This is a genomic window from Acidobacteriota bacterium (assembly GCA_040752675.1).
In the GTDB taxonomy this organism is placed as follows: Bacteria; Acidobacteriota; Polarisedimenticolia; order JBFMGF01; family JBFMGF01; genus JBFMGF01.
In genome coordinates this window covers 17,942-30,142 of the sequence record JBFMGF010000004.1, presented here as the reverse complement: position 1 = coordinate 30,142, position 12,201 = coordinate 17,942, and the positions used below count along the sequence as shown (strand labels likewise).

General features: G+C 46.5%; 14 protein-coding genes. All 14 read left to right on the top strand.

The features are described from left to right. Positions 1 to 39 precede the first annotated feature (39 nt). The 14 genes from AB1756_00615 to AB1756_00550 all read left to right on the top strand — a co-directional run bounded on the left by AB1756_00615 (position 40) and on the right by AB1756_00550 (position 12,167). Positions 40 to 810 carry a Yip1 family protein gene (locus AB1756_00615; GenBank protein MEW5805854.1) on the top strand — a complete coding sequence of 257 codons (771 nt, stop codon included), beginning with the start codon at positions 40 to 42 and terminating at the stop codon, positions 808 to 810. Between the two features lie 15 nt (positions 811 to 825). Next, positions 826 to 2,217 carry an efflux RND transporter periplasmic adaptor subunit gene (locus AB1756_00610; protein MEW5805853.1) on the top strand — a complete coding sequence of 464 codons (1,392 nt, stop codon included), beginning with the start codon at positions 826 to 828 and terminating at the stop codon, positions 2,215 to 2,217. 1 nt (position 2,218) lies between these two features. Beyond that, the gene (locus AB1756_00605) at positions 2,219 to 2,902 is read left to right on the top strand and encodes an ABC transporter ATP-binding protein (protein MEW5805852.1); all 684 of its coding nucleotides are present in this window, start codon (positions 2,219 to 2,221) and stop codon (positions 2,900 to 2,902) included. Between the two features lies 1 nt (position 2,903). After that, entirely contained in the window at positions 2,904 to 4,121 is a 1,218-nt protein-coding gene (locus AB1756_00600; protein ID MEW5805851.1) for an ABC transporter permease, read from the top strand. A gap of 240 nt (positions 4,122 to 4,361) precedes the next feature. Next, the gene (locus tag AB1756_00595; protein ID MEW5805850.1) at positions 4,362 to 5,006 is read left to right on the top strand and encodes a MotA/TolQ/ExbB proton channel family protein; all 645 of its coding nucleotides are present in this window, start codon (positions 4,362 to 4,364) and stop codon (positions 5,004 to 5,006) included. 10 nt (positions 5,007 to 5,016) lie between these two features. Further along, positions 5,017 to 5,472 carry a biopolymer transporter ExbD gene (locus AB1756_00590; protein ID MEW5805849.1) on the top strand — a complete coding sequence of 152 codons (456 nt, stop codon included), beginning with the start codon at positions 5,017 to 5,019 and terminating at the stop codon, positions 5,470 to 5,472. 1 nt (position 5,473) lies between these two features. After that, on the top strand, positions 5,474 to 5,947 hold the full coding sequence (locus tag AB1756_00585; GenBank protein ID MEW5805848.1) for a biopolymer transporter ExbD: 474 nt from the start codon (positions 5,474 to 5,476) through the stop codon (positions 5,945 to 5,947). A gap of 21 nt (positions 5,948 to 5,968) precedes the next feature. Beyond that, positions 5,969 to 6,727, top strand: a complete 759-nt coding sequence (locus AB1756_00580) for an energy transducer TonB (GenBank protein ID MEW5805847.1) — start codon at positions 5,969 to 5,971, stop codon at positions 6,725 to 6,727. A gap of 180 nt (positions 6,728 to 6,907) precedes the next feature. Next, entirely contained in the window at positions 6,908 to 8,107 is a 1,200-nt protein-coding gene (locus AB1756_00575) for a tetratricopeptide repeat protein (GenBank protein ID MEW5805846.1), read from the top strand. A gap of 52 nt (positions 8,108 to 8,159) precedes the next feature. Next, a complete protein-coding gene (locus AB1756_00570; protein ID MEW5805845.1) occupies positions 8,160 to 9,410 on the top strand; it encodes a site-specific DNA-methyltransferase in 1,251 nt (416 codons plus the stop codon). Between the two features lie 237 nt (positions 9,411 to 9,647). After that, positions 9,648 to 10,016 (top strand): NADH-quinone oxidoreductase subunit A, encoded by a 369-nt coding sequence (locus AB1756_00565; GenBank protein ID MEW5805844.1) that lies wholly within the window; start codon positions 9,648 to 9,650, stop codon positions 10,014 to 10,016. Beyond that, complete coding sequence (locus AB1756_00560) at positions 10,000 to 10,470, top strand: NADH-quinone oxidoreductase subunit C (protein ID MEW5805843.1); 471 nt, start codon at positions 10,000 to 10,002, stop codon at positions 10,468 to 10,470. The genes AB1756_00565 and AB1756_00560 overlap by 17 nt, the downstream gene beginning before the upstream one ends. 90 nt (positions 10,471 to 10,560) lie before the next feature. Beyond that, positions 10,561 to 11,703, top strand: a complete 1,143-nt coding sequence (gene nuoD / locus AB1756_00555) for an NADH dehydrogenase (quinone) subunit D (protein ID MEW5805842.1) — start codon at positions 10,561 to 10,563, stop codon at positions 11,701 to 11,703. Next, complete coding sequence (locus AB1756_00550) at positions 11,700 to 12,167, top strand: NAD(P)H-dependent oxidoreductase subunit E (GenBank protein MEW5805841.1); 468 nt, start codon at positions 11,700 to 11,702, stop codon at positions 12,165 to 12,167. The genes nuoD and AB1756_00550 overlap by 4 nt, the downstream gene beginning before the upstream one ends. The last annotated feature ends 34 nt before the right edge of the window (positions 12,168 to 12,201 follow it).

Here is a 12,201-nt window from a genome sequence, read left to right as displayed (position 1 = left end):
AGGGAGGAATATAATTAAGGATATCCATGGGAGGCGGATATGAATCAAGAAATGGGATCGAAATCGGCCGGGACGCCCGGGGAAGAAAAACCGACAATGAACGCCTTGCAGCGGTTTTTCGGCCTCTTCTTCTCACCTGTTAGGGCATTTCAGGACATCAATAGAAAGCCATCGTTCATCTTACCGCTGGTCGTGATGATCATCTTTTCCCTGGCGGCGACTTCAATCGTCATGCCAAAGATCGATTGGGAAGCCACCATGCAAAAGAGCTTGGAGCGAGCGGGACGGGAGATGTCCGGCGAAGAGATTGAAAAGGTCATTCCCATCCAGAGGAGCGTTGGCACCATTATTGGATATGTTGCAGCCTTCATTGCTCCGGTCCTGACCGCTCTTGTCGTTTCAGGGATATTTTTTGGAATCGTCAGGTTGTGGGGCGCTGGAAGCAGCTTCAGCAGGGTCTTCGGCGTCGTCACTCACTCTTACCTGGTAGGTCTGATAAAGACGGTCCTCATGGGTGTTGTTGCCTTGAGGCAGGAATCGATTATAGCCGATGATATAAAGTATTTCGTCAAGTCAAACCTGACCATCCTTCTCAATAAGGAAGAGGTCAGTCTTGCGCTCTACACTCTGGCAAGCAAGATAGATCTTTTTTCCATCTGGACTGTCATCCTGCTCATAATCGGCTTATCCGCCGTGTCGAAGCTCGGCATGAAACAATCTGCAGCGAGTGTTCTCATCACCTGGCTCGTCTACATAGCCGTCTCGACAGCCTGGGTTGCCATGATGACGGCTCTTTTTCATATTAAGTAATCGATCGGAGGGGTTTTGAAAAAGGTCATTCTTATATCTTCCGTCGTCATTCTTATCGCCGTTATCGTCTATTTCTCGGTCTTCTATGGCAGAGAAGGACAGGGTAAAGAAGTTTACGCCTTCAAAGCGGAGAGGGGTGATATCGTCTCTTCCGTTTTCGCTTCGGGAAGGATCGAACCGAAGACGAAGGTAAACGTATCCTCCAACGTCATCGGAGAGATCAAAGAGATAGGAATCAGAGAGGGAGATCGGGTTAAAAAGGGAAATTTCCTTGTGCAGCTCGATAAGGAACGGTACCTCTCCGAAGTCGAAAAACTCGAGGCTTATCAAAGAATGTCCCGAATCACCCTGGAGAAAGAGAAAGTCAATCTGGAGAACTACGAGAATACCTTCAGGAGGGTGCAGGCTCTTTACAACGAGAGGATCATCTCCGAAGATGTTCTGGAAGAGGCAAAGCTCAGACTGGATACGCAGAAGATCTATCTCAAATCCCTGGACGAACAGGTTCTGCAAGCAGAAGCCGATCTGGAGAAGGCGAGGGACGAACTGAATAAGACAAGGATAACTTCTCCAATGGACGGGCTCGTAACACAGTTGAATGCGGAAGTGGGGGAACAGGCATTGGCCGGGACGATCAACATCCCCGGGACGGTCATCATGGTCATCTCTGATATGAGCGAAGTCCTGGCCGGGGTGGACGTCGATGAGACCGAGGTAGTCTCGGTCAAGAAGGGACAGGAAGCCAGGATCAAAGTCGATGCTATCGGGGACAAATATGAGTTCCAGGGGATCGTAGAAGAGATAGGAAATACGGCCGTCAAGAAGGGAGAGATCAACGTCTTTCCCGTAAAGATCAGGATAACGAATCCCGATGAGAGACTGAAACCGGGAATGACCGCCCGCGCCTCCATCGAGACGGATAAGAGTGAAGGGGTCATAAAAATTCCAATCCAGGGTGTCGTCTCTAGGAATGTCGAGAAGGAGAAGGAAAAAGCCAGAGAGAGAACAGAAAAAGAGAAGAAGAGGGGGAAGAAGGAAGGGACGGAACAGTCGGATAAGGCTGAGGGAAAACCAGTGGAAGGATTAACAACGCAATTGGATAGACAAAGCGCAACAGAGAAGAAAGATTCAGGTAAGGGCGGGAAAGATGAGGAGCGCGATGCAGTCTACTTAATGGTCGAAGGGAAAGCTATCCTCGTTCCGGTTGAGGTCGGCATCAGCGATGAGTTCTTCGTAGAAATAAAGAGCGGGGTTAAAGAGGGGGATATGGTCGTAACCGGTCCCTATCGCACGTTGAAGAATTTAAAGGAAGGGGACAAAATTAAAGAGAAGAAAGAAGAGGAAGAAGCCGAGAAAGACAAGAAGGAAGAAAAGGCATCAGAAGTCGAAGTAAAGGTGGAGGATTGAGATGTCTCTGATCAGGACAAAGAACCTGGTAAAACTCTACGATATGGGTGTGGCGCAGGTTGTCGCCCTCAATGGGGTCACAATCGATATCGAAGAGGGAGAGTTTGTGGCCATCATGGGACCGTCCGGCTCCGGAAAGTCAACGCTGATGAACCTCATTGGATGCCTGGATACTCCCTCGAACGGATCCTATCTGCTCAAAGGGGAAGAGGTATCCAGACTAGACGACAATCAGCTTGCCGCCATCAGAAACAGGGAGATCGGATTCATCTTTCAGACTTTCAATCTTCTACCCAGGACGGATGCACTGCACAACGTGGAACTCCCCCTTATTTACTCCGGCATGACACGCGGTGAGAGGAAAGAGAAAGCCATGAAAGCTCTGGAAGCCGTCGGGTTAAAGGAGAGAATGCACCATAAGCCAAACGAGATGTCAGGCGGTGAAAGACAGCGAGTTGCCATCGCTAGAGCTCTCGTTAATCAGCCGTCCATCATTCTTGCCGATGAGCCTACCGGCAACCTCGACTCGAAGACAGGGGAAGAGATCATAAGCATCATCGTCGATCTGAATGAGAGAGGACACACCATCATCCTGGTGACCCATGAGGAGTATATTGCAAAGAAGGGAAAGAGGATCATCAAGCTTTTCGACGGGAAGGTCGTTGACGATCAAAAATTGAACTGAAATGCTAATCATAGAAAATTTTAGTCTTGCCTTTAAGGCACTCTGGCAGAACAGGATGCGTTCCTTTCTCACGACGCTCGGGATCGTCATCGGGGTTGCAGCAGTCATTGGCGTTGTCTCCATCGTCCAGGGCCTGTCATTCATAATCACTGAACAGATCGAAAGCATGGGATCGAATACAATAATAGTCTTTCCGGAGCGACCTCCTGGAAAGGAGGGGGAGAAGCTGGGCAGGATCGAGCTGACCTGGGATGATGGTCTGGCAATCAAGAGGCTGTGTGATGAGGTCAATGATGTCAGCCCGGTAATTCAGCGCATGGCAAGGATAAAGATCGGAGAGGAACACGGGACGGTCACAGTCGCGGGTACTAATCCCATCTTCCAGGATATAAGAAACTTCTTCGTGGAAAAGGGGAGGTTTTTCTCGACGATTGATGAGAGGACGAGGGGATGGGTATGCGTGATAGGTCAGGAGATCATCAAGAAGTATAAGATCCGCGGCAATCCACTGGGTCAGAAGATCAAACTGGAGAACCAGGATTTCAAGATCATCGGTATCATGGAAAAGAAAGGGGAGTTCTTCGGACAGAGTTTCGATGAATTCGTCCTGATCCCCTTCAGCTCATCCGTCTCTCTGTTTGGAGAGGAATCCGGTAAGAACATCATGCTCCTGATCCAGGCAAAATCAACGGGGAAAGTGGAGCTCGCGAGCGACCAGATAACCGAGCTCCTGAGGATCAGGCACTCTCTGAAATCCGGACAACCGAACGATTTCAGAGTCATCACGCAGACGCAGATCCTCGAAGGGTGGAACACCATCTCAAACGCTGTGACCTATGTTGTGGGTGGCGTCGTGAGCATCGCACTCATCGTCGGCGGAATCGGAATCATGAACATCATGCTGGTCTCCGTAACGGAAAGGACAAGGGAGATCGGGATAAGAAAGGCAGTGGGAGCGAAGAGACGCAACATTCTCATTCAATTCATGGTGGAAGCCATCACCCTCAGCTTCCTGGGAGGGGCCATAGGGATTCTTTTCGGATATGCCATTGGGTATGCGACCAGCAAATTGATACCGAACTTCCCTCCGGCACATATCCCCGTCTGGGCCATCATAGTCAGCTTTATCTTTGCCACAGCCGTGGGGTTATTCTTCGGGATCTACCCGGCAGCCAAGGCTTCCCGCCTGGACCCTATCGAATCTCTCCGATACGAATAATTCTCTCTTATGAAATTGCTGCAAGATACCTGCACCTGCTGACCGACAGTCAGTCCTTGGCTTGACACCCCATAGGGCATCAAATAATATTTAATTGGAAAAAAAGCTAAATATGTGCATAATATTTCTCTATAAAAAACGGACGAGAATGCTTGAATTAGGTGTTTGAAGAGCGTTTGTCGCAGGTGAAAAGTCAATTCGAAACGTTTAAATCAATAATCATTAAAGGAGGATAAGAACGTGGGAATTCTAGGAGACTTATGGAAATACTATCTGGATGGTGGATTTGTCATGCACTTCATCACCATCTGTTCCATCATCGGTATCATGGCAATCATTTACAAGCTGATTGTCTTCAGGAAAGCGAAGATTGATACCAATGAGTTTGTATCAAAAATCAGAAAAACTCTTTTAAACGGCAACGTGGATGAGGCCATAAAGGTCTGTGAAGAATACCGGGGTCCCGTGGCCACTATTTGTAAAACAGCATTGTTGAAGTATGGAGCCTCCCGTGAAGAAATCGAAAAGACCATGGAGAACGCAGCCATTCATGAGGTAGCATACCTGGAGAAATTTCTGGTCTCCATCGCTACCGTTACAAATATTGCCCCTCTTCTCGGCTTTTTCGGAACGGTCGTCGGGATGATTATGTCCTTTGACGTCATATCCCAGCAGGGTTTGAATAACCCGGGCTTGGTGGCAAAGGGTATCTCGGTGGCCCTTCTGACGACGGCCTACGGGTTGATCGTGGCTTTTGTCTGTCAGCCATTCTACAACTTCTTTACAGGAAAGGTAGCCTCCTTCATCAGGGAAATGGAAACATGTTCGAACATCCTCTTTGAGACCATGGATGAAATGGAGAGAACGGGAGTCAAAACCCGTTAGAGGTTGATATATGAAACTTAAAGGCACAAGGAAGATCGGAGCCATTATTCCAACGGCTTCAATGGCCGATATTGCTTTTCTTCTCATCATCTTCTTCATGGTGACGACGGTCTACAATGTGGATCGAACGAATGTCAACCTCCCTCTTTCCATGGAAAGAACAGAGGTACCAAGGGGTTCCGCTTACATCGTCGTCGCCCAGCTCATAAACGAAACGACCCAGAACATAGTCTATAAGTTTTCTGATGGTGAGCAGATGAGCCAGCAGGTTTCGGGTCCGCATGACCTTTACATCTCGATCTCGAATATTACGTACACCGATCCTGGACGCCCCTTCGTCATCAAGGCCGATAAGGATATTAAGTATGCGCTGGTGGATGAAGTCATCGATCTCTGCAGGCGCTCGGGAGCAATAAATCTTCTGCTACTCACGCAGCAGAAGACGGTCGAACACAAGGAGTACTGACATGAAATTGAAAGAGAAAGGAATGACGGCGGAGATTCCAACAGCATCCATGGCTGATATCGCCTTTCTGCTGATCATCTTTTTCATGGTGACGACGGTCTTTTCAGCGACAAAAGGGCTTGACTTCAAGCTTCCGAAGGAGGATCAGAATCTGCCACCGTCTGAGGAAGAGGCCGTCTACATCAAGGTCAATCCAGATGCTTCCATCTCTGTGGATGGAAAATTGATGAGTCTGGAAAATATCCTTCCCTATCTGCAACCCAAGCTTCAACGATGGCCGGATAAACCCATCATTCTCCACACTGATCCGGAGGCTCCCTATTCCGCCATGGTCGCCGTTTACGATGTTTTAACGCAGGGAGAGAAAGTCATCGGGATAAAGGTAAAGAATGTCTCCATTCCCACCTCGAGCGAGATCCAGGAATACATTGCCACGTTTGGATATAATCCCTTTGAAGTCGGGTTTTCGCAATAGCTTGCGGTTTTAGAGGAATTCATGAATAAGGAAAACAATCGGCAAAAATCTGAAGGGCAGGTCAGGAATGAAAAACCCAGAGTCAGGGAGAGATTCCGCGAAGAGGATGTTCTCTTCGAGAGCTATTTCCATCCCGAGGACAGAAAGATTAAGCAGATCGCTTTCATAGGTGCCGTTGTCATCCACATCATCATGCTTTTGATGAGATTCCCCACCTTCTCCAAATTTACGGCTGCCGAGAAGCCCAAGGAAAACATCGTCATAGTCAGAAAGTACGTTCCTCCGCCTCCAAAAGTTGAAAAGCCGAAACAGGCTGTGCAGCAGAAATTGACGAAAAAGATGCCGATCCCTGATCCGACTCCAGATGAGCCGGAACCGATAAAAGAGCCTGAACCCGAACCCGAGATCGAGCTTATCCCCCCGGATGCGGAGATCATGATAGGGATTCCTGCTCCTGAAGCCCCACCTCAACAGGGACCACTTATCGCAGGAGTCGCCGGAGTCACTAACCCCGAGTTGATACCAGAGACCAAATTGTTGCCTGTCTATCCAGAGCTGGCTCGAAAGGCCAAGATCGAGGGAAGCGTCATCCTCCAGGCGGTCATCAAAAAGGATGGAACGGTGGGGGACATTGTAATCCTTCGTTCTCCCGGAGCAAAGCTTGGATTCGAAGAAGCCGCAGCGGAAGCCGTGAAGAAATGGAGGTACAAACCGGCTCTTCAGAACGGCAGACCAGTTGATGTCTACTTCACTGTGGAAGTCAACTTCACACTGCTGTAAAGGTTTTTGCAGGTTCAGTAATAAGCCCCTCTTAAAATGCAATTTCTGATTTTAAAAGAGTTATCGACTTGATTTGATTTCTGATTAAGCCTATATTCATAAAGATTAATGGCATGTTTATTGCTCACTATTAAAAGCACTGAAAGAATTTGAAAATTTTTGTTAGGAAGGTGTTTTTCAATGAAAAAAAGAATTAAAGAAATGTTCTTCCTCGCCTTTGTTGCACTTCTCTCTTCCATGACCTTTCTCCATGCGGATTACAAGCAGGGTGCACAGTATTTCAAGCAGGGGAAATATGTGGAAGCGGCGAGTGAATTCCAGACCGAGGTGGATCAAGCACCCAACTACGATTATGGGTTCTACATGCTGGGCATGTGCTACATGATGCTTGGCAAGTACGATGTCTCCCTCAATCATTTCAAGAAGGCGATCGAGCTGTCTCCGGATAAATTCGATTACCACAATGGTCTGGCCCGGCTCTATCTCAAACAGAAGAAGTACTTTTTTGTGGTTGATACTTTGAATTCCGCAGCCAGCCTGGCGAACACGCCTGAAGAGAAATATCAGCTCTATTATGCACGAGGGCTTGCCAATGCCGGCCAGAAGAAGTACCCGGAGTCAATCGATGATTTGAAGAAAGCAAAACAGATCAGAGTGGATCAGACAATTCTGGAGCAACTCGGTAAATCCTGTTATCAGGTGGATGATTTTGATTGCGCCATGGAATCGCTTAAAGAGGCGGTGCGAATGAATGCAAACAGCCACGATGCGAATTACTATCTATCGAAGTCTCTGATCGAGAAGGCAAAGAGGGAAAAGGACAAGCAGAAGAAGAGATCCTTATATACGGAGGCGATCGCTCATGCGGAAAAGGCCGTAAAGTTGAAACCAGGAGACGTTGAAAGCATGAATCTCATCGCAGGCGCCAATTTCGGAGCAGGGAACATTGATAAGGCTATCGAGCATTTCAAAGAAGTGATCAGGATAAAGCCAAATCATTGCTGGGCGATGATCAACATAGGCAAGGCGTTGATTGCTCAGCAGAAGTATCAGGATGCTGAAAGCTGGCTTGATAAAGCGGTCAAATGCGATGTTCAGAGCGCCATCGCATATCAGACTCTGGGTTATGTCCTTATGAAGCAGGAAAAACTGGAGCAGTCCCTTGAGGCTTATCAGAAAGCCAACTCTCTGAGACCAAACCCGATCATTGCCGAGAGCATTGAAAGAGTGAAGAATAATATTGAGGTAAGGGAGTACAACAAGAAGATAGCGGAGCTCGAACAGAAGCAAAAGGAACTTGATGAAGCAGAGATGCAGAAGTATCGTGAATTGAAGGAGAAAGTGGATGCCTGGAAGAAGAAGCAGGAAGAGGCAGAATAGCAACTTGCTTGCTGGATCTTAGAATTCGTAAATACTGAATAAAGTATACAAGATGAACAATTGGGCAAAAATTATAATTGGCGACAGCAGGTCAATGAAAGAGGTAGAAAGTGAGAATGTAGATTTAATTATTACTTCACCTCCTTACTGGCATATCAAAGATTATGGTATCCCTGGACAGATAGGATATGGGCAAAGTCTTCATGAATACTTAAGAGATTTATATTACGCATGGACTGAGTGTTTCAGGATACTTAGAAAAGGGGGAAGACTATGTCTTAATATAGGAGATCAATTCGCAAGGTCAATCATTTACGGAAGATATAAAGTTATCCCTTTGCATGCAGAATTCATTGCCCAATGCGAAAAAATGGGTTTTGATTTCATGGGTTCTATCATTTGGCAGAAAAAAACAACCATGAATACTACTGGCGGTGCAAATGTAATGGGATCTTTCCCATATCCTCCAAATGGAATTGTAGAAATTGATTATGAGTTTATTCATATATTTAAAAAGCCCGGACAAAGCAAAAAGGTTTCAAAAGATATTAAAGAAGCTTCTAAGCTAACGAAGGAAGAATGGAAAGAGTATTTTGCAGGACACTGGCATTTTGGTGGTGCCAGACAGATAGGGCATGAAGCAATGTTTCCGGATGAACTACCAAGAAGGCTAATCAAGATGTTTACATATATTGGAGATACCGTTTTGGATCCCTTTCTGGGAAGTGGAACCACTGCTGAAGTGGCTTTAGAGTTAGAGAGAAATGCTATAGGTTACGAAATAAACGAAGAAATTGCTGAGATAATAAAAAAGAAGATCGGCTTGAATGAAAATGAGCCCAGGTTTTTTGAAAATATACAGATAATAAAAAGAAAAGAGGCAGCTGAATTGCCTAGAATTGATTATATTCCCGGAATTCAAGATGCAAAACCTAAAATTGATCCTAAAAAAATTAATTTTAAGGGTGATAGATCATATAAAGTGATAGACATTGTAAATGAGAATGCGATAAAGCTAGACACAGGACTAATCGTCAAATTCTTAGGGCTAAAGATTGATAAAAGAAATGCTACGAATGATTATTTGCAGGATTATATTCTTGGGAAAAATGTATATTTAAGATTTCAAGAAGATAAAGTGGCAGATGAAAATGCTGTGATGGCTTATGTTTATTTAAACAATAAGATTTTTATCAATGCTTATTTAATTAAATCTGGATTCTGCTCCCCTGACTTCTCAATCAATCATAAACTTAAAGACAGGTTCATCGAGTTGTGGAAAGAGAGGCAAGAAAATGCCTGAAGAATACTTCATTTATTAGCTTGGCACATCAAAAGTTATCTGCAATTTCTGATTCTTCTTATTCTTCCAATTATACAGTTTTAATTTTTAAATGAAGGAGATGGTTGAACTCCTATTATTGACAGTAAATGTAGTGTATGCTAGCATTTGTATCTTATTTTAATTGCAGTTTATTTCGCATGAGGTGGATTACTCTGTTTCCAGCCTTAGTTGATTGTACCGCTATAGTAGCCGAACATGACTGATTCTTTATTTCCTGTATTTCTAGTTTTCCTGGCTTCCGCTTTTATCGTCGCCAGCATCCTCATCCTCACACATCTGCTGGGCGGCCGGAGAGATTCCAGGGTGGATCTCACTCCTTACGAATGCGGCATGACTCCGTTCGAACCGGCGCGTAAGAGATTCACCGTTAAGTTCTATCTCATTGCAATGCTCTTCATCCTGTTCGACATAGAGGCGGCTTTCCTCTATCCATGGGCCGTGACATTCCGGGAGTTTTCGAACCTGAAAATCTTTGTCCTCATCGAAATGATGGTTTTCATAGGAATACTCTTCGTGGGATTCCTCTACGTATGGAAGAGTGGAGGTCTTGACTGGGATAAATAGCATGGGAAGGATAGACGAACATCTCGAAGAATTGAAGAAAAACATTCCAGATTGCGTTCTGGAGACCGGATCCTATAACGATCAGGATTTTGCTGTAGTTAAAGCTGATAAGATACTCGACATCTGCCGCTTCTTCAAAGATAGACTCGGTTTCGATTTTCTTACCGATGTTTGCGGTGCCCATTTCCCTGAGCGCGAGTATCCCTTCGAGATCATCTTTCATCTTTACTCCTTCAAGAGAAATGAGAGAGTGCGTCTGAAGATCAGATTGAAGGATGGAGACGAAGCGCCATCTGTTTCTTCCGTCTGGCGTTCGGCGGACTGGAATGAACGGGAGATCTTCGATATGTTTGGTATCAGGTTCAGTGGGCACACTGATCTTCGGAGGATCCTGATGCCGGAGGAATACAATGAATTTCCTCTCCGGAAAGATTTTCCAGTTCAGGGCCGGTAGAATGATTTATGCTGGCTGCGATGAAGAGGATTCAGTTTGAGATATACGACTGAAAAGATTGACGACGAGAAGGAAATCCTGACAATTAACATGGGGCCTTCGCATCCTAGCACCCATGGGGTCCTAAGAGTGGTCCTTCAGCTCGACGGAGAAACCATTGTCAAGGCGACTCCCTATATAGGCTACCTCCATAGAGGGATGGAGAAAATCGCCGAGAACAAGACATACCACCAGTTCATCCCTTACACGGACCGATTCGATTATCTGGCTCCGCTCTCCAACAATGTTGGCTATGCCCTGGCCGTGGAAAAACTTCTCGGGATCGATATCCCACCGAGAGGACAATATCTGAGGGTGATGATCTGCGAGCTTTCCAGAATTGCGGCTCACCTGATCTTCATCGGAGTCATGGCGGCAGACGTAGGCGCCGCCACAGTTTTTTTTCTCTCCTTCCAGCAGAGGGAGTACCTCTATGATATCTTCGAGAAATTATCAGGAGCGAGATTCACGAATTCATATACGAGGATCGGCGGCGTCGCGAGGGATATCCCGGATGGCTGGATAGAAATGGTCCGCAGATTCCTATCCACCTTTCCGAGGGAGCTTGATGATTACGAGAGGCTCCTCACGAGGAACAGGATCTGGATGGAGAGGACACAGAACGTCGGAGTGATAACCGGTGAAGAGGCAAAGAACTATGGTCTTACCGGTCCCAATCTGAGGGGCTCGGGCATCGAATGGGATATCCGAAAAGCATTCCCTTACTCAGGCTACGAGAATTTCGACTTTGAGATCCCGGCCGGAACGGTAGGTGATTGCTATGACAGGTATCTCGTTAGGATGGAAGAGATAAGGCAGAGCGTCCGCATAGTCGAGCAAGCTATCAAGAATCTGCCCGATGGCCCGGTCAACGCTCCCGAACCCAAGATCTTCCTTCCTCCCAAGCAGGGCGTCCTGACCAAAATGGAGGAGCTGATTCACCATTTCATTCTCATCACCGAGAGCTTCGACGCGCCGGATGGGGAGATATACAGCAGCATAGAAGCGCCCAAGGGAGAACTCGGCTTTTACATAATCAGCACAGGAGGGAAATCCCCCTATAGACTAAGGATCCGCTCCCCCTCCTTTAATAATCTGCAGGCGCTTCCCAGAATGCTTGAGGGCAGGCTTTACTCGGATGCCGTCGCGACGATCGCAAGCCTGGACCCTGTTCTTGGCGAGGTGGATCGATGAGTTTTTCTCCAGAATTTGAAAGAAAGGTAGGTGATATCATCAGGGAATATCCGAATAGAGAAGCGATTCTGCTGCCGCTTTTATACATGATCCAGTCAGAGAGGGGTTTCCTGTCAAAAGAGGATGAACTGTATGCAGCCGAGAAAGCTGGAGTATCTCCTGCATGGATCAGAGGAGTCGTGACATTCTATACCATGTTCCAGGGGAAGGAGATCGGGAAGTACCTCATCCAGGTCTGCACGACGCTATCCTGCTTCTTGAGAGGTTCTGACAGCATCCTCGAGCACATCAAACAGAGGCTGGGCATAGATGTCGGAGGAACGACTCCCGATAAGAAATTTACTCTGGTCACTGTGGAATGCCTCGGCTCATGCGGGACAGCTCCTGTCATGCAGATAAATGATGACTATTACGAGGACCTTGACATCGAAAAAGTAGATGAAATTCTGAATTCTCTTCCATGACGTCACAGGGACGAGCGAGAAAGTCTTGAGAAAC